General features: G+C 60.9%; 17 protein-coding genes. 10 read left to right on the top strand and 7 right to left on the bottom strand.

Annotated features, from left to right (window positions below; genetic code table 11):
* The first annotated feature begins 270 nt into the window (after positions 1-270).
* Complete coding sequence (locus tag AD669_RS03280) at positions 271-1,629, top strand: 8-oxoguanine deaminase (protein WP_053116952.1); 1,359 nt, start codon at positions 271-273, stop codon at positions 1,627-1,629.
* A 123-nt stretch (positions 1,630-1,752) separates the two neighbouring features.
* Here the strand turns inward: AD669_RS03280 and AD669_RS03275 are convergent, their stop codons facing one another.
* Complete coding sequence (locus AD669_RS03275; protein ID WP_053116951.1) at positions 1,753-2,844, bottom strand: calcium:proton antiporter; 1,092 nt, start codon at positions 2,842-2,844, stop codon at positions 1,753-1,755.
* A gap of 287 nt (positions 2,845-3,131) precedes the next feature.
* Between AD669_RS03275 and AD669_RS03270 the strand changes: the two genes are divergently transcribed.
* The 3 genes from AD669_RS03270 to AD669_RS03260 all read left to right on the top strand — a co-directional run bounded on the left by AD669_RS03270 (position 3,132) and on the right by AD669_RS03260 (position 6,353).
* Positions 3,132-4,205, top strand: a complete 1,074-nt coding sequence (locus tag AD669_RS03270; RefSeq protein WP_053116955.1) for a BMP family ABC transporter substrate-binding protein — start codon at positions 3,132-3,134, stop codon at positions 4,203-4,205.
* Between the two features lie 148 nt (positions 4,206-4,353).
* Complete coding sequence (locus AD669_RS03265) at positions 4,354-5,319, top strand: 2-oxoglutarate and iron-dependent oxygenase domain-containing protein (protein ID WP_053116950.1); 966 nt, start codon at positions 4,354-4,356, stop codon at positions 5,317-5,319.
* Positions 5,320-5,399: 80 nt separating this feature from the next.
* On the top strand, positions 5,400-6,353 hold the full coding sequence (locus AD669_RS03260) for an adenosine deaminase (RefSeq protein ID WP_053116949.1): 954 nt from the start codon (positions 5,400-5,402) through the stop codon (positions 6,351-6,353).
* A 121-nt stretch (positions 6,354-6,474) separates the two neighbouring features.
* On the opposite strand, the gene AD669_RS03255 is transcribed toward AD669_RS03260, so the two are convergent.
* From AD669_RS03255 to AD669_RS03245, 3 genes are all read right to left on the bottom strand, one after another.
* On the bottom strand, positions 6,475-7,857 hold the full coding sequence (locus AD669_RS03255) for an MFS transporter (protein ID WP_053116948.1): 1,383 nt from the start codon (positions 7,855-7,857) through the stop codon (positions 6,475-6,477).
* Positions 7,858-7,965: 108 nt separating this feature from the next.
* Positions 7,966-8,700: a helix-turn-helix transcriptional regulator gene (locus AD669_RS03250; RefSeq protein WP_053116947.1), complete on the bottom strand. Its 735-nt coding sequence runs from the start codon at positions 8,698-8,700 to the stop codon at positions 7,966-7,968.
* 315 nt (positions 8,701-9,015) lie between these two features.
* Complete coding sequence (locus AD669_RS03245) at positions 9,016-9,945, bottom strand: LysR family transcriptional regulator (protein ID WP_053116946.1); 930 nt, start codon at positions 9,943-9,945, stop codon at positions 9,016-9,018.
* 119 nt (positions 9,946-10,064) lie between these two features.
* On the opposite strand from AD669_RS03245, the gene AD669_RS03240 reads away from it, so the two are divergent.
* From AD669_RS03240 to AD669_RS28540, 3 genes are all read left to right on the top strand, one after another.
* The gene (locus AD669_RS03240; protein WP_053116945.1) at positions 10,065-10,358 is read left to right on the top strand and encodes a putative quinol monooxygenase; all 294 of its coding nucleotides are present in this window, start codon (positions 10,065-10,067) and stop codon (positions 10,356-10,358) included.
* 32 nt (positions 10,359-10,390) lie between these two features.
* Complete coding sequence (locus tag AD669_RS03235) at positions 10,391-11,404, top strand: zinc-binding alcohol dehydrogenase family protein (RefSeq protein ID WP_053116944.1); 1,014 nt, start codon at positions 10,391-10,393, stop codon at positions 11,402-11,404.
* A 163-nt stretch (positions 11,405-11,567) separates the two neighbouring features.
* Positions 11,568-11,741 carry a hypothetical protein gene (locus AD669_RS28540; protein ID WP_172680068.1) on the top strand — a complete coding sequence of 58 codons (174 nt, stop codon included), beginning with the start codon at positions 11,568-11,570 and terminating at the stop codon, positions 11,739-11,741.
* Between the two features lie 5 nt (positions 11,742-11,746).
* On the opposite strand, the gene AD669_RS03230 is transcribed toward AD669_RS28540, so the two are convergent.
* Both AD669_RS03230 and AD669_RS03225 read right to left on the bottom strand, forming a co-directional pair.
* Positions 11,747-12,949, bottom strand: coding sequence for a multidrug effflux MFS transporter (locus AD669_RS03230; protein WP_053116943.1), 1,203 nt, complete (start codon positions 12,947-12,949; stop codon positions 11,747-11,749).
* 172 nt (positions 12,950-13,121) lie between these two features.
* Positions 13,122-13,319 carry a cation transporter gene (locus AD669_RS03225; RefSeq protein WP_025111719.1) on the bottom strand — a complete coding sequence of 66 codons (198 nt, stop codon included), beginning with the start codon at positions 13,317-13,319 and terminating at the stop codon, positions 13,122-13,124.
* 148 nt (positions 13,320-13,467) lie between these two features.
* On the opposite strand from AD669_RS03225, the gene AD669_RS03220 reads away from it, so the two are divergent.
* From AD669_RS03220 to cueR, 3 genes are all read left to right on the top strand, one after another.
* A complete protein-coding gene (locus tag AD669_RS03220; RefSeq protein ID WP_053116942.1) occupies positions 13,468-13,851 on the top strand; it encodes a hypothetical protein in 384 nt (127 codons plus the stop codon).
* A 198-nt stretch (positions 13,852-14,049) separates the two neighbouring features.
* Complete coding sequence (cueA, locus tag AD669_RS03215) at positions 14,050-16,443, top strand: copper resistance metal-translocating P1-type ATPase CueA (protein WP_053116941.1); 2,394 nt, start codon at positions 14,050-14,052, stop codon at positions 16,441-16,443.
* A complete protein-coding gene (cueR, locus tag AD669_RS03210; protein WP_053116940.1) occupies positions 16,440-16,853 on the top strand; it encodes a Cu(I)-responsive transcriptional regulator in 414 nt (137 codons plus the stop codon). The genes cueA and cueR overlap by 4 nt, the downstream gene beginning before the upstream one ends.
* Here the strand turns inward: cueR and AD669_RS03205 are convergent.
* Positions 16,807-18,015 carry an MFS transporter gene (locus AD669_RS03205; protein WP_053116939.1) on the bottom strand — a complete coding sequence of 403 codons (1,209 nt, stop codon included), beginning with the start codon at positions 18,013-18,015 and terminating at the stop codon, positions 16,807-16,809. The genes cueR and AD669_RS03205 overlap by 47 nt on opposite strands.
* Positions 18,016-18,079: the final 64 nt, after the last annotated feature.

The following is an 18,079-nucleotide window of genomic DNA, read 5'->3' as shown; positions in this document are numbered from 1 at the left end:
TGCGATCTTTTGATTGTAAAAAACAAGATCAAAAGATCGCAGCCTTCGGCAGCTCCTACAGGGTTGCGTGGTTTGTTGGAATGGGCGTTGTCGGATCACATCGCCATGGGTTTGTGTATTTTGGTTGTGTGGTGAATGGTCGGGTTGGGCTTGCCCGATGCGGCGTTTTGTTTGAAACTGCGCACCTCGTCCCCGCGGCGACCCTGGATCAGCAGACAGGGCATCACTGAGCTGGCAACCCTGAACCCAATTTTCAGAGGAGCCGGCAACATGCCCGCGACCCGTACCTGGTTAAAAAATCCCCTCGCTATTTTCACCTCCAACGAGCTCGATGCCCGTGGCGGTCTAGTCGTGCAAGACGGTGTCATCGTCGAAGTGCTGGCTGCCGGCCAACAGCCGTCAGCGCCGTGCAATGAAGTGTTCGATGCCCGCGAGCATGTGATCCTGCCTGGCCTGATCAACACTCACCATCACTTCTATCAAACCCTGACTCGCGCCTGGGCACCGGTGGTCAATCAGCCGTTGTTCCCGTGGCTGAAAACCCTGTACCCGGTGTGGGCGCGTCTGACACCTGAGAAACTCGCCCTCGCCACCAAAGTCGCTTTGGCTGAGTTGTTGCTGTCCGGTTGCACCACCGCTGCCGACCACCACTATCTGTTCCCGGAAGGCCTGGAAAACGCCATCGACGTGCAAGTCGAAACCGTGCGTGAACTGGGCATGCGCGCCATGCTCACGCGCGGTTCGATGAGCCTCGGCGAGAAAGACGGCGGCCTGCCACCGCAGCAGACCGTGCAGGAAGGTCAGGTGATTCTCGACGACAGTCAGCGCCTGATTCACGAGTACCACGAGCGTGGCGATGGCGCGCAGATCCAGATCGCGCTGGCGCCGTGCTCGCCGTTCTCGGTGACCCCGGAAATCATGTCGGCGAGTGCTGAACTGGCGAACAAACTCGACGTGCGCCTGCACACGCACTTGGCCGAAACCCTCGATGAAGAAGATTTCTGCCTGCAGCGTTTCGGCCTGCGCACCGTCGATTATCTCGACAGCGTCGGCTGGCTCGGCCCGCGCACCTGGCTGGCGCACGGTATTCACTTCAACCCGGACGAAATCGCGCGTCTCGGCGAGGCTGGTACCGGTATCTGCCATTGCCCGAGTTCGAACATGCGTCTGGCTTCCGGCATCTGCCCGAGTATTGATCTGACTGACGCCGGTGCGTTGTTTGGTTTGGGTGTTGACGGTTCGGCGTCTAACGATGCGTCGAACATGATTCTGGAAGCGCGTCAGGCGCTGTACATCCAGCGTCTGCGTTACGGCGCCGAGAAGATCACCCCGGAACGCGTGCTGGGTTGGGCAACCAAGGGTTCGGCGAGCTTGCTGGGCCGTACCGATATTGGTGAGATTGCCGTGGGCAAGCAGGCGGATCTGGCGTTGTTCAAGCTTGATGAGCTGCGTTTCTCCGGCAGCCATGATCCGATTTCGGCGCTGCTGTTATGCGGCGCCGATCGTGCCGATCGGGTGATGATTGGCGGCAAGTGGCGCGTGGTCGATGGCCAGGTTGAGGGCCTCGACCTCAAAGGCCTGATCGCCGATCACAGCCAGGCGGCACGCCAACTGATCGCCGGCACCTGATCCAAACACCAATCCCTGTGGGAGCGAGCTTGCTCGCGAAGGCGTCGTGTCAGTCAGTACTTGAGTTGACTGATACTCCGCTTTCGCGAGCAAGCTCGCTCCCACAGTTGTTTTGCGTCCGGTTCAGAGGCCGAGCAGGGACAGCATAATGAACGTCGCGAACAGCACGAAGTGCGTCATGCCTTCAATGGCATTGGTTTCGCCGTCATTGAGGTTGATCGCACTAACGATCAACGTCAGAAAAATCATCACCGTCTGCACTGGCGTCATCGCCATCTGAAACGGCTGGCCGGTATACAGCGCCATCGCTTCCATCACCGGCACCGTCAGAATCACCGTCGACAGCGACGCGCCCATCGCAATGTTCACCACCGACTGCATGCGGTTGGCCAATGCTGCACGCAACGCGGTCAAAATCTCCGGCGCGGCTGAAATGGCCGCCACCAGAATCGCCGTGATCACCGGCGGTGCGCCCGTGCCTTCCAGGCCCAGATCGAGGGTCTTCGACATCACTTCGGCCAGTGCGCCGATCACCACAATGCCAAACACCAGAATGCCGATCGACAGGCCGATGCTCGGTGCTTTCACCTGCGCGTCCTGTGGTTCTTTCTTGCGGCGTTTATCCGGATAGCTGTAGCTGAAAAAGTAACTGTGCGGGCCGACCTGCATGCGCAGAAACAGCGCGTAAAGCACCACCATCGCACCGATGGTGAACGCCGAATAAATCTTCCAGTTGGCCTCAGGAATAAACTCCGGCACCACCATCGACACGCCCATGGCGGTGAGGATCATCACGCTGTAGCTGCGCGCCGAATCGTCGTTGTAGGACTGTTCGCCGTGCTTGATCCCGCCCATCAGCGCGGCGAGGCCGAGGATGCCGTTGATGTCGAGCATCACCGCCGAATAGATCGTGTCGCGCACCAGCGTGGGCGACGCTTCGTTGCTCATCATGATCGCCAGAATCACCACTTCGACCAGCACGGCCGCGAGTGTGAGGATCATCGTGCCGTAAGGGTCGCCGACCTTTTCCGCGAGCAATTCGGCGTGATGGGCGACGCGCATCGAGGCGGCGACGATGAAAGCGATCAGTATCAGGCCGGCAGTCAGCGCGACGATCTGGCCGCTGTGCAGCATCCAGTGTTCCAACGGATAGGCGACGCACGCGGCGATGACGGCCAGTAGCAGAAAACTTTCTTGCTTGAGGATGGTGAGCATGGACGGGCCTTTTACCGAAGAGTGCGAATGAGCTACTGACTGCGGAGCGGCGCTAACGTTTCGTTACACATTAGCGCACCAACTGATAGCGGTACTTTGCCCGGTGCACTTTTATTGGCCTTGAGGGCGCTATCGCGAGCAGGCTCACTCCTACAGGGGAACGCATTCCAAATGTAGGAGTGAGCCTGCTCGCGATGGCCGTTACGCGGTTTCGGAAAGTTTGTTGTCCTGTTGGTCAGCAATTTGCATTGGCCCTGACCACACACAACAAAATGGAGTTCGAATTCATGCAAATACGTCCGCTGCACAAACTGCTGTGCGCCGCCCTCGGTCTGGGGATCAGTCTGAGCGCCAGCGCTGCCGATCCGCTCAAGGTCGGTTTCGTTTACATCGGCCCGATCGGTGACCACGGCTGGACGTATCAGCATGAGCAGGGGCGCAAGGCACTCGCCGAGAAATTCGGCAATCAGATCACCACCAACTACGTCGAGAACGTCGCAGAAGGCGCCGACGCCGAGCGGGTCATCCGCAACATGGCCAAGGACAAGTACGACCTGATTTTCACCACCTCTTTCGGCTACATGAACCCGACGCTGAAAGTCGCCAAGCAGTTTCCCAAGGTGACCTTCGAACACGCCACCGGCTACAAACAGGACAAGAACCTCGGCACCTATCTGGCGCGCACCTATGAAGGTCGCTACGTCGGCGGCTTCCTCGCGGCGAAGATGACCAAGACCAAAAAAATCGGTTACGTCGCTTCGTTCCCGATCCCCGAAGTGATCCGCGACATCAACTCGATTCAACTGGCGCTCAACAAATACAACCCGGGCACCGAGATCAAAGTGGTGTGGGTCAACTCGTGGTTCGATCCGGGCAAAGAGGCCGACGCGGCCAACGCGCTGATCGATCAGGGCGTCGACGTGGTGTTCCAGCACACCGACAGCCCGGCGCCGATTCAAGCCGCCGAACGTCGTGGCGTGTATGCGGTGGGTTACGCCTCGGACATGGCGCACTTCGGCCCGAAAGCGGTGCTGACCTCGATCGTCAACGACTGGGCGCCGCACTATATTCAGGCGACGCAAAGCGTGATCGACCACACCTGGAAGTCGCAGGATTACTGGGGCGGGCTGAAGGAAGGCACGATTGAACTGCCGATCAGCGATCTGGTGCCAGCGCCGGTGAAAGCCGAAGCCGAGCAGATTATTGCTGACATCAAGAGTGGTGCGTTCCAGCCATTCACCGGGCCGATCAAGGATCAGGCCGGGGTCGAGAAAATCCCAGCGGGCGTGAGTGCGACGAATGCGGAACTGGCGTCGATGAACTACTACGTTGAAGGCATGAAGGCCGAGATGCCGAAGTAACCCACCTGACCCAGATCGTTCCCACGCTCTGCGTGGGAATGCCGCCCGGGACGCTCCGCGTCCCTGCCAAAAGCGGACGCAGAGCGTCCATTGAGGCATTCCCACGCGGAGCGTGGGAACGATCTCCCGTACTTTTCAAGGATTGTGTATGGATCAGCTTCCGATCATCGACATCAGCCCGCTCTATTCCGACGACGAAAACGCTTGGCCTGCGGTGGCCGAGCAGATCGACCTGGCCTGCCGCGAATGGGGCTTTTTCTACATCAAGGGCCATCCGATTTCAGCGCAGCGCATCGACACGGTGCTTGATCAGACTCAGCGTTTCTTCGCCCTGCCCACCGCAGAAAAACTCAAGATCGACATCACCCAGACCCGCCACCATCGCGGTTACGGCGCCATCGCCACCGAGCAACTCGACCCGAGCAAACCCAGCGACCTCAAAGAAACCTTCGACATGGGCCTGCACCTGCCGGCCAACCATCCCGACGTGCTCGCAGAAAAACCGTTGCGCGGGCCGAACCGGCATCCGGCGCAAACCGGATGGGCAGACTTGATGGAGCAGCATTACCTCGACATGCAGGCCCTCGCGCAAACCCTGCTGCGCGCAATGACCCTCGCCCTCGACATCGAACGCGAGTTCTTCGACAGCCGCTTCGTTGATCCGGTCAGCGTGCTGCGCATGATCCATTACCCACCGCGCCACACCGCCAGCTCCGCCGAGCAGCAAGGCGCCGGTGCGCACACCGATTACGGCTGCATCACCCTGCTCTATCAGGACAGCGCCGGCGGTCTGCAAGTGAAAAACGTCAAAGGCGAATGGATCGATGCGCCACCGATAGACGGCACTTTCGTGGTCAACCTCGGCGACATGATGGCGCGCTGGAGCAATGATCGTTATCGCTCGACCCCGCACCGGGTGATCAGCCCGCTCGGGGTAGATCGCTATTCGATGCCGTTCTTTGCCGAGCCACACCCGGACACGCGCATCGAATGCCTGCCCGGTTGTCAGGACGCACAGCATCCAGCGAAATATCCGACGACCACTTGCGCCGAATTCCTGCTGTCGCGCTTCGCCGATACCTACGCGTATCGCCGCGAGCAGGAAGCCGTTTGATGGATCGCTTGGTCAGGTTTTGCCAATTGTTTCGGCGCGCATCTGTAGAATGCCGTCATTGCACCTGATGAGAAAAGAATATGTACGACTGGCTCAACGCCTTGCCCAAGGCTGAACTGCACCTGCACCTGGAAGGCTCGCTGGAGCCCGAGTTGCTGTTCGCCCTGGCCGAGCGCAACAAGATCGCCCTGCCGTGGAACGACGTGGAAACCCTGCGCAAGGCTTACGCCTTCAACAACCTGCAGGAATTCCTCGACCTCTATTACCAAGGCGCCGACGTGCTGCGCACTTCGCAGGATTTTTACGACCTGACCTGGGCGTACCTGTTGCGCTGCAAGGCGCAGAACGTGATTCACACCGAACCGTTCTTCGACCCGCAGACCCACACCGACCGGGGTATTCCATTCGAGGTGGTGCTCAACGGCATCGCCGCGGCATTGAAGGATGGCGAGCAGCAACTGGGCATCACCAGCGGTCTGATCCTCAGCTTCCTGCGCCACCTCAGCGAAGAAGAAGCCGAGAAAACCCTCGATCAGGCGCTGCCGTTCCGTGACGCGTTTGTCGCTGTCGGCCTCGACAGTTCCGAGATGGGTCACCCGCCGAGTAAGTTTCAGCGCGTGTTCGATCGTGCCCGTCACGAAGGCTTCCTGACCGTTGCCCACGCTGGCGAAGAAGGCCCGCCGGAGTACATCTGGGAAGCCATCGACCTGCTGAAAATCCAGCGCATCGACCACGGCGTACGCGCCATCGAAGACGAGCGCCTGATGCAGCGGATCATCGACGAGCAGATCCCGCTGACCGTGTGCCCGTTGTCGAACACCAAGCTTTGCGTGTTTGATCACATGTCGCAGCACAACATTCTCGACATGCTCGAGCGTGACGTGAAGGTCACGGTGAACTCCGATGACCCGGCGTACTTTGGTGGTTATGTGACCGAGAACTTCTACGCGCTGCATGAGCATTTGGGCATGACCCAAGATCAGGCCAAGCGCCTGGCGCAGAACAGCCTGGATGCGCGCCTGGTAAAACCGTAAGACCGCTGAAGATCCAAATTGTGGGAGCGGGCTTGCTCGCGAAGGCGGTGTGTCAGATAGATGAATATTGACTGACACACCGCTTTCGCGAGCAAGCCCGCTCCCACAATGGGTTCTGTGATTAGCCTGGGATTTGGGTTTCGGTCAGCTCTTCGAGGGTCTTGCCCCGCGTCTCCATCCCGAACAGCCACACCACCCCCGCCGCAATCGCGAAGCACGCCGCGCCCAGCGCGAATACCCCGCCCTGCCCGGTAATCGGAAACACCAGCCCGGTCACCAATGGCCCGAGTAACGATCCCACGCGGCCAATAGCCGAGGCGAAGCCCGAACCGGTCGCCCGCGCCGACGTCGGATAAAGCTCCGGCGTGTAGGTGTAGAGCACTGCCCACATACCAAACAGGAAAAACTGCATCAACAACCCGGTGCCGATCAGCAGCGCCACGTTGCCGCCGAACACCGCGCTCTGCCCATACAGAAACGCCATCACCCCGCCGCCGAGCAGCGTAACGATGCACACCGGTTTACGCCCCCAGCGCTCGACCAGCCACGCCGCCATCAGAAACCCGGGAATCCCGCCCAACGAAATCAGCACCGTGTAATACACCGACTGCGTCACGGCAAAACCCGACTGTTGCAGCAACGCACTCAGCCACGACGTCAACCCGTAAAAGCCCAGCAGGGCGAAAAACCACAGACTCCAGATCATCGTCGTGCGCTGGCGATACTGCGGTGACCAGATCTGCTTGAGCGCCGAAAAGAAGTTGCCCGGCAGCGTCACGGTGCGCGGCAAGCGAATCGGTTCCGGCAGCGCCGCACCGCCGAGAGAGGATCGCACCCGCGCTTCGATGCCGTTCAACACCTTGTCCGCCGCTTCATCATGCCCAGCCTGTTCCAGCCAGCGCGGCGACTCGGGAATGAAAAAACGAATGGCCAACACAAACACCGCCGGTATCGCCAACACCAGAAAGATGTCGCGCCAGCCAATCAGCGGCAGCAGGAAGTACGAGAGCACGCCCGCCGCAACAAAACCCAGTGGCCAGAAGCCGTCCATCAAGGCGATATAACGCCCGCGCCGCTGTGCCGGAATCAGCTCCGACAGCATCGACTGAGCAATGGGAAACTCCATGCCCATGCCGATTCCCAACAGGATGCGGAACAGCGTCAGCGCCTCGACCGTTTGCGCCGTCGAGCACAGATAACTGGCCACGCCCCACAAGACGATGCTCCACTGGAACACCGGTTTACGCCCGAAACGGTCGGCGAGCATGCCTGACAACGACGCGCCCAGCACCATGCCGAAAAAGCTCGAACTGGCGAGCAACCCGGCCTGCGCACTGCTCAGTCCGAACTCGGCCTTAATCGAGCCGAGCAAAAACGTCATCATCGCCAGATCCATCGAATCGAAGAAAAACGCCAAGGCAATGATGATGAAAATGATCCGGTGATAACCGCTGATCGGCAGGCGTTCCAGCCGCTCTGCCGCACTGAAGTGTCGAGTGTCCATGCCGCCTCCCCCCATCCGAAAAGTCCCCGGATCGAGTGTGCGCGATCGCGTTCAGGCGTTCGTGCTGGATGCGACCTGTTCGCAGCCGTGGGCGACGCGGCGACTGCTCTACAACGCCATTTCCAGCTCGGTCTCCCTGGCGAAGCGATGGATTTCGCGCTGCCCGGTGGCGGTCAATTGCAAGGCGCGGGAGTCGTGGGGCAAGGTCAGCCAGCCGGATTGCATGAACAACTGCAACAGCGCCGCGCCGAGGGTGCCGCCCATGTGCGGACGTCTTTCGCTCCAGTCCGGGCAGGCGCAGGCGACTTGTACGTTGCGATGGGCCAGCGCCTGAATGAACACCCCGCGCTTGGCCAGTTGTGTCGAACCTTTGTGCGTGACCACCACGCGCTGTTCGATCTGCTCGATCCAGCCGGCATCGAGCAAACGCTGATACAAATCGGCAGCGAGCGTGCCGCCGAGGTGGTCGTCGCAGAAACGTGCGCGCAGCAGTGAAGACGGCGCCGTCTGCGGTTTGGCAATCGGCGTTGCGCGTTTGAACACGGCGGGAATGTCGCGGGGTGCGCTGGCGATGGTGGCGCTGGCCAGGGCTTCGATTGCCGCGCCGACCTCGGGCGCCGACAGACGGAAAAAGCGCTTGCGCCCACGCACTTCGACTTTCAACAGGCCGCCAGTGGAGAGTCGCGCCAGATGAGCGCTGGCCGAGGACGGCGATAACCCCGCCAGCAACGCCAGCTCTTCGGTTTGCCGCGCCGAGCCATCCATCAAGGCCCACATCATCGCACTGCGCTTGGGGTCAGCCAGCAACGTGGCGATCTGGCTGATGCAAGGTGCATGTTCCATATATTCACTCCCTGTTGAATCGTATCGTCTACTGCTCGCAGACATCTTGACCACTAATGAGTCGTCGGCCAAGACGCGAAATACGCCATGTACCGGGGCCATGCTGGCCACTGACGCAATCTGCCTGGGCACTGAATCAGTCGCCGTTGCGCGCCCGTCACCCGTTCCCGGCGACGGGCGGTGAAGGTCTGTGGATCGGGGTGTCGGTACGGCATGAGGCGGCCGCTAGTATAAGCGGGTTACAGGCTGCGTCCCGCGCCGGGGCCTGCACGGGTGGTGATTGTTGCTGAGAGAAATTTCTCTATTTACCTGCGACTAATGATCAACTTTCGAGAAAGCGGGAAATTGACTACTCAATTCAGCGCATCGGCTGGCGAGCATTTCCCTCAGAAGGTTCACTGGCTTACTCAATTGAGCGCGATGGGCGCACAACAAATTCAGCGGAGCGCGCTCACATAACAGCTCCGGAAGCAGCACTTTGAGGCGTCCGGCGAGGACATCGGCGCCGACGTCGAGCCAGGATTTGTAGGCGATGCCTGCGCCGGCCACTGCCCACAGGCGCACGACATCGGCGTCGTCACTGAAACGGTCGCCACTGACCGTCAGACCGACTTCGCGCTTGCCGTCGTGAAAACTCCAGTGGTCGTGAACCCGGCTGCCGAGCATGTACAGCAGGCAATTGTGTTGCGCCAATTGTTCGAGCTGACGCGGTTCGCCGTGTCGGGCCAGGTACGCCGGGGAGGCGCAGAGTACGCGCCGGTTGTGCGGGGCGATCGGCATGGCCACCAGACTGGAATCTTCCGGTTCGCCATAGCGCAAGGCGATGTCCACGGGTTGGCGGAACAGGTCGGCGATGCGATCGCCAAGCAGCAGGCGCACGGTCAGCTTCGGATGCTCGCGCTGAAACTCATCCAGCCACGGCAGCAACAAATTGCGACCGAAATCCGAGGGTGCCGATAACTGCAAGATCCCGCTGACCTGATCCTGCCCGCTGGCCAGCAAGCGCCGACCTTCATCGAGGTTGCTCAACGCCGCCCGCGCGTATTCGAGAAAACCCTCGCCCTCGGCGGTCAGGCGCAAACTGCGGGTCGAACGCGCCAGCAGACGCGCGCCGAGTTGCTGTTCGATGCGCTTCAACGCCGCGCTCGCCACGGCGGCGGACATGTCCATCACCCGCGCTGCCGCCGACAGGCTGCCCAGATCCGCCGCCCGGACAAACAACTGCAAGTCATCGAAACGCAGCATCCTCAGCCTCGATTATCAAAAAAATATTGAAAGAGACTGCTGTTTTAGCCGGTTTTATCCCGCAGAGAAATAGCTAATCATCCGCTCATCGAATTCATCCCGCTTCTCTGGAGCCGCGCATGTCCCAGCCATTCACCGCCATCGCTACCCTGATCGCCAAACCCGGCCAGCAGGACGCCCTCGAACACGCCCTGCGCGCCTTGGTTGAACCGAGCCGCGCCGAAGTCGGTTGCAGCCAGTACGACTTGCACCGCGACCTCGCCGACCCACAGGTTTTTTATGTGATCGAACATTGGGCCAGCGAGGAAATCCTCCAGACGCACAACGCCAGCGCGCATTTCCAGAATTTTCAGGCCACGGCCGGGCAGACCATCGAACACTTCGAGCTCAAGCGCCTCGGCGCGATTGCCTGATTCCTTCTTCTATTACCTGTACGGAGCCACTCATGAAAGCCATCGCCTATTACGCGTCCCTGCCGATCAGCGACGCCAAATCCCTGCAAGACATCGAACTGCCAGAACCGGTCGCCGGCCCGCGCGACCTGCTGGTTGAAGTCAAAGCCATCTCGGTCAACCCGGTCGACACCAAAGTGCGGCAGAACGTGGCGCCGGAAAACGGCGCGGCGAAAGTGCTGGGCTGGGACGTCGCCGGTGTGGTCAAGGCTGTCGGCAGCGACGTGACGCTGTTCAAGGCTGGCGACAAGGTTTTCTACGCCGGTTCGATTGCCCGCGCTGGCGGCAACAGTGAACTGCACACAGTAGATGAGCGCATCGTCGGTCATATGCCGAAATCCCTCGGTTTCGCCGAAGCCGCTGCGTTGCCGCTGACCGCGATCACCGCGTGGGAATTGCTCTTCGAACGTCTGCAAATCCGCGAAGGCAAAACCGATGAAGGCCAGAGCCTGCTGATCGTTGGCGCGGCCGGCGGTGTCGGTTCGATTCTCACTCAGTTGGCCAAGCAACTCACCGGTCTGAAAGTGATCGGCACTGCTTCTCGCCAGCAGACCAGCGATTGGGTCAAAGAGTTGGGCGCCGATCTGGTGATCGATCACAGCAAGCCGTTGAGCGAAGAACTGAAACGCGCCGGGATCGACAACGTCACTCACGTCGCCAGCCTGACCCAGACCGATCAGCATCTGGATCAACTGGTCGAGGCGCTGGCGCCGCAGGGCAAACTGGCGTTGATCGACGATCCGAAGTCGCTCGATATCACCAAGCTCAAGCGCAAGAGCCTGTCGCTGCACTGGGAGTTCATGTACACGCGCTCGCTGTTTGAGACGCCGGACATGATCGAGCAGCACAACCTGCTCAATCGTGTGGCTGAGCTGATTGATGCGGGGACGTTGAAGACCACGGTGGGTGAGCATTTCGGTGTGATCAATGCGGCCAATCTGCGTCGGGCGCATGAGTTGCTGGAGAGTGGCAAAGCCAAGGGGAAAATTGTTTTAGAAAGTTTCTAAAGACAAAAGATCGCAGCCTTCGGCAGCTCCTACAGTGGCTGGCGGGGGCTGCGCGCCCCTTTTTGCCGTCAGTCAGATGGCTGACCCTTGTCACAATTGCGATGGTATTCAGGACTACAATCGAAGCCTCTGCGGTACATCTTTTACGCAAAGGAGGTCAGCAATGAAGATCCTGATAAAAGAAGTGGCAAAGTCTCAATGGCAGGTTCGACTGGATCAACATGCCGTGACATTCCGCAGTGAAGCCGAAGCCTTGGCCTTCACTCGCACCCTCGAAGCGCGAATATTCGCGCCCCATCAGATTCCCGACCGCAGCCAGCAGCGCGCCGCCGGCTGAGTGTTTTAGACCTCGGCTTGAGCCTGCGCCAGCGCCCGGGCGTTTTGCAGACGCCGGGTGAGCATCGCGACGCACACCACCAGCAAACCGCAAACGCTGATGACAATCGCCATCGGCACGGCGGTGCCGTCGTGCAACACACCGACCAGAGCCGAAGCCCCGGCGGCGACGCTGAATTGCATGCAACCGAGCAACGCCGACGCACTGCCGGCGCGCCCGCCCTGCCCGTTCATCGCGCACGCGGCGGCGTTGGGGCTGATGCAGCCGAGGCTCGACACGCAGATAAACAATGGAATCAGCAGCGGCCACAACGATTCGGTGTGCAAGGCGCTGACCGCCAACAACGTCAGGCCCGCCGCCAGATAAACCCAGACTGCACGCGCCAGCAGGAATGCCGGGCCACGCTTGGCCAACAGCCGCGCGTTGACCTGCGCCACCAGAATGAAGCCCGCCGCGTTGGTGCCGAACAGCCAGCCGAAATGCTCGGCGGGCACGCCATACAGTTTGATAAAGATGAATGGCGAACCGGCGATGTAGGCGAACATCCCGGCGATGGCGATGCCGCCGGTCAGCGCGTGGCCGAGGTAAACGCGATCACTCAGCAGGCGTGCGTACTGGCGAAAGGCACCGGACAACGGTTGGCGCGGCATGCTCGCTGGCATGCTTTCCGGCAGACCGAGCGCGACCGCGAGGCCGGCCAGGGCGCTGAAACCGGTCAGCACCAGGAAAATCGACTGCCAACCGGTGGTGTTGACCAGCAGACCGCCGAGCATCGGCGCCAGAATCGGTGCCAGACCCATCACCAGCATCAGCTGCGAAAACACCTTCGCCGAGCCGACGGCGTCGCATTTGTCGCTGACCACGGCGCGGGAAATCACCATGCCCGCACAGCCGCCCAACGCCTGCACGAAGCGCGCGCCGATCAGCCATTCGAGGTTCGGCGCATAGGCGCAGGCCAATGAAGCGAGGGTGAACAGGGTCAAACCGACGAGCAGCGGAATGCGCCGACCAAAGCGATCCGCCACCGGGCCGTAGGCCAATTGGCCGAGGGACAAACCGGCGAAATAGGCGGCCAGGGTCATCTGCACGTGCTTCTCGTCGGTGGCGAACGCCAGCGCCATCGCGGGAAATGCAGGTAAATAAAAGTCGATCGCCAAGGGCCCGAAGGCGGTCAAGGCACCGAGAATCAAAATGGTACGGAAGTTCATCAGGCATCCAGTCAGGCAAGTCGGCAGCCCGACAGTCTAGCTGCGGCTGGACGCCTTGAACATTCCGATAGCTCGCTAACTATAAAAACAGCAAAAGATCGCAGCCTTCGGCAGCTCCTACAGGGAACGCATTCCAATGTAGGAGCTGCCGAAGGCTGCGATCTTTTTGTTTCTAGGCGAGTTTGACGGCGTAGCCCTCTTCGCTGATGACCTCGATCACCTGCTCGGCACTCAGCGCACTTTCAACGCCCACTTCTTTCGCCGCCAGATCGACGCGCACGCTGGCCGCCGGATCTTTGGCCTGCACCGCGTTGGTGATGGCTTTGACGCAGTGACCGCAGGACATGCCTTGAACGTTGAACACTTGCATGGAATGACTCCTTTGAGTGAGGTTGCCGGCAGTGTCGAGCTTGCCACGATGGCAAGGTCAAGTTCTGCAATCATCTGCCGGGCTGGCAATCGGCGCCGCGCTCGGCCAAGCTGCGTGCATCAATGACTTAAATTCAGGAGATTCAGCCATGCGCTGGTCAGCTTTCAGCCTGTTTGGCTTGCTCAGCCTCTTTGCCGCCGTCCCTCAAGTGCAAGCCGCCGGGGAGGATTACGCGGTGCTGATCATCTCCCGCGAGCGTCTGGAAGTGTCGACCTCCTGCGAGATTGGCGTGTATATCCAGGATCAGCTCTCGGCGCGGCTGCTGCAGGAGCAAAGTATTTCTTTCAACCTGCCGCCGGGCACCGTGTCGCTGCGCTTGAAGTTGCTGCCGGGGCAAGTCGCCGGTTGCAATCCGGGCATGCTTGCGCCGGGTTCGCAGGAGATCAAACTGCGTGCCGGGGATGTGCTGAAGTATCGCTTGGCGATGAATTCGGAAGGCGTCTACCTGAAGCGCGCCGATCTCGAATACTGATTTATGCGCGTGATCGTTCCCACGCTCCGCGTGGGAATGCAGCCATGGACGCTCCGCGTCCCGATGCGTGACGCAGAGCGTCACAGGAGGCATTCCCACGCGGAGCGTGGGAACGATCACGGTAGGAAGATTGGCGCTTGACCTTGCCCGCATGGCAAGGTTGATCCTTGTAGGCATCTACTACAGGGAGTACGACCGATGTCCGATTCCATCACTTTCGATCTGCCGATTGCCGGCATGACCTGCGCCAGTTGCGCCGGGCGTGTCGAGCGGGCTTTGAGCAAAGTCAGCGGCGCCAGTGCCGTCAGCGTCAACCTCGCCACCGAGCAGGCCCGTGTGCAGGCGCCGGGCGACAGCCTTGCGGCTTTGATGGAAGCGGTCGAGCGCGCCGGTTACAGCGTCCCGCAGCAAACTCTCGAACTGAATATCGAAGGCATGACCTGCGCTTCCTGCGTCGGTCGCGTCGAGCGCGCCCTGAACAAAGTCCCCGGCGTGAAAGGCGTCAGCGTCAACCTGGCCAACGAACGTGCGCACCTCGAATTGCTCGGTCACGTCGACTCACAGACGCTGCTCGACGCCGTCAGCAAGGCCGGTTACTCGGCCAGCGTCTGGCAAGCCGAACACCCGCAAACCGATAACCAACAGCAGAAGCTCAAGCATGAACGCTGGGCGCTGATCTGCGCGATCGCCCTCGCCTTGCCGTTGGTGGCGCCGATGTTGCTGCAACCGTTCGGCATTCACTGGATGCTCCCGGCCTGGGCGCAATTCGTCCTCGCCACGCCGGTGCAGTTCATCTTCGGTGCGCGTTTCTACGTCGCTGCGTGGAAAGCCGTGCGCGCCGGCGCCGGCAACATGGACTTGCTCGTCGCCCTCGGCACCAGCGCCGGTTATGGCTTGAGCCTTTATGAATGGGCGACCGCTGCCGGGCGCATGCCGCATCTGTATTTCGAAGCGTCGGCAGTGGTCATCGCCTTGGTGCTGCTCGGCAAATACCTCGAGAGCCGCGCCAAACGCCAGACCGCCAGCGCCATCCGCGCCCTCGAAGCCTTGCGGCCGGAACGGGCGATTCAAGTGATCGACGGCCGCGAACAAGATGTCGCCATCAGCGCCCTGCGCCTCAATGATCTGGTGCTGGTCAAACCCGGCGAACGCTTTCCGGTCGATGGCGAAGTCATCGAAGGCCAGAGCCACGCCGACGAAGCGTTGATCAGCGGCGAGAGCCTGCCCGTGCCGAAACAACCGGGTGACAAAGTTACCGGCGGCGCAATCAACGGTGAAGGTCGCTTGTTGGTGCGCACTCAGGCGCTCGGCGCCGAGACTGTATTGGCGCGGATCATTCGCTTGGTCGAGGACGCCCAGGCAGCGAAAGCACCGATCCAGAAACTGGTGGATAAAGTCAGCCAGATTTTCGTGCCGACCGTGTTGCTGATTGCTTTGGCCACGTTGATTGGCTGGTGGCTGTACGGCGCGCCGCTGGAAACCGCGCTGATCAATGCGGTCGCTGTTCTGGTTATCGCTTGCCCTTGCGCCCTTGGTCTCGCCACCCCGACGGCGATCATGGCCGGCACCGGCGTCGCCGCACGTCACGGCATTCTGATCAAGGACGCCGAAGCGCTGGAACGTGCTCATGAAGTCAGCAGCGTGGTGTTCGACAAGACCGGCACACTGACCTCCGGCACACCTCGCATCGCTCATTTCAGCGCGGTCGATGGTGACGAAAATACGCTGCTGACACTGGCCGGTGCGTTGCAACGCGGCAGCGAACACCCGCTGGCCAAAGCGGTGCTCGACGCCGCTGCTGAACGCAATCTGCAGGTGCCGGATGTCAGCGACAGCCAGTCGCTGACCGGTCGCGGCATCGCCGGCAGTCTCGATGGCCGCCGTCTGGCCTTGGGCAATCGGCGCATGCTCGACGAAAGTGGTTTGAGCGCCGGCAACCTGAGCGAATCCGCCCAAGCCTGGGAAGCCGAAGGTCGCACGTTGTCGTGGTTGATCGAACAAAGTCCGGAACCGAAAGTGCTCGGATTGTTCGCCTTCGGTGACACCTTGAAACCCGGCGCGCTGGAAGCCGTGCAGCAACTCGCCGCACGAGATATCCACAGCCATTTGCTGACCGGCGACAACCGCGGCAGCGCTCGCGTAGTCGCTGAAGCGCTGGGCATCAGCAATGTTCACGCCGAAGTGCTGCCCGCCGACAAAGCCGCCACCGTCGCCGAGCTGAAAAAAACCGGCGTGGTCGCGATGGTCGGCGACGGCATCAACGACGCCCCGGCCCTCGCCGCTGCCGACATCGGCATCGCCATGGGCGGCGGTACCGACGTCGCCATGCACGCGGCGGGCATCACCCTGATGCGCGGCGATCCACGGTTGGTGCCGGCGGCGCTGGAGATCAGCCGCAAGACCTACGCGAAGATCCGTCAGAACCTGTTCTGGGCCTTCGTCTACAACCTGATCGGCATTCCGCTGGCGGCGTTCGGCTTCCTCAATCCGGTATTGGCCGGGGCGGCGATGGCGCTGTCGAGCGTCAGCGTGGTGAGCAATGCGCTACTGTTGAAAACCTGGAAACCCAAGGATCTGGAGGAGCACCGATGAACATCGGTCAAGCGGCCAAACACAGTGGCCTGAGCGCGAAAATGATCCGCTATTACGAATCGATCGGCCTGCTCAAAGCGGCGCATCGCACCGGCAGCGGTTACCGGGTCTACGGCGACGAGGACCTGCACACCCTGGCGTTTATCAAGCGCTCGCGGGACTTAGGCTTTTCACTGGAAGAGGTCGGCAAACTGCTGACGCTCTGGCAGGATCGCCAACGCGCCAGCGCCGATGTGAAGGCGTTGGCGCGTCAGCACATCGACGAGCTGAATCAGAAGATTCGCGAACTCGGCGAACTGCGCGACACCCTGCAAGACTTGGTCGAACACTGCAATGGCGACCACCGCCCCGACTGCCCGATCCTCAAGGAACTGGCGTCGGGCTGCTGCGTGCAACCCGCGCGCGCTTGAGCGCCAACAGTTTCACCGTGAGCAATGTGCAAAGCGGAATGCCGTGGAACAACATGACCACGGCACCCGGCGTCCACCACGCGTAGAACGGCGCAGCGATGAGCATGCCGATGCCGAAACCGGTCATTTGCAGCAACGTCAGCACGCTGAAGATTGGCAGTCGCAAGTGCTCGGGCTCGCGTTGCAGACGGGACATCAGGCCTACTTCGGAAAAGCCATCGCCCAGCCCCGCCGGCAATGAAAACAGCAGCAATCCGTAGAGGCTGTGCTGCTGGAACATCAGAATGAAGCCGCAGGACATCAGCGCCACACCGAAGAAAAACCGCCGCTCCAGATGGATATTGTCCGAGCCTTTGAGGCGACTGGCGATGCGCGCGCCGAGCAGTTTGCCGCTGGCCCACACAGCGAGCATCAGGCCCAGCGTGGTACTCGCCGAATCGGGCGTGAGCAGTTTCGAGATGATCGGAAAACCGACGTTGTGCGCGGCGCTGCCCAGAGTGTCGGCCATCGTCACCGCGAGCATCGCGGCAATCACCGGCGCACTGCGCAAGCCGTGCTTGAGCGCTGACCATTCGCCGCGTTCGGGTTCCTCGTTGTCCGTCGGCGCGTTGAAGCGCAACGGCACGATCAATAGTGCCGCGAGCAGATAGGTCACGGCATTCAAAGCGAATACCGTTTCAAATCCGAATGCGGCTACCAGCAAGCCAGATACCAGACTGCCGCCGACCATGGCTGCGGAAGACGCCGAGGTGATCCAGGCGTTGGCCTTTAGCAGTTGGTCGGCGGGGATTAGACGCGGCAGCTGACTGTTGAGGCCGATGGCGAACATCGAATTGCCCAGGCCGAGGCCGAAGGCAATGAGCGGCAATAACCAGACCTGTTGGCTGACCGGTACGATCAACAGCAAACCGAGCACGCTGGCGCGCAACAGGTCGAAGGCAATCAGCGGCGCGCGGCCACTCCAGCGCCGGTAAAACGCAGTGCCGATGAGGCTGGCAAAAATCCCGCCGCCGACGCGACTGGCGAGGAAAATGCCGACGCTCATGGCGCTGTTGCTGAGCAGGTAGACGTAGGTGGCCAGCGCGACCATGTTGAGGAATGCGCCGAAATCGGAGATGAGCCGGGCGGTGATGATCAGTTGGGTGTTGCGTTGGGTACTCACATACGATCCTTGTAGGAGCTGCCGAAGGCTGCGATCTTTTGATCTTGTTTTCTGATCAATCGCC

This window comes from Pseudomonas sp. P1.31, assembly GCF_001269815.1.
In the GTDB taxonomy this organism is placed as follows: domain Bacteria; phylum Pseudomonadota; class Gammaproteobacteria; order Pseudomonadales; family Pseudomonadaceae; genus Aquipseudomonas; species Aquipseudomonas rustica.
The sequence above is the reverse complement of the archived record's forward strand: the minus strand, read 5'-3'. Positions and strand labels throughout refer to the sequence as shown.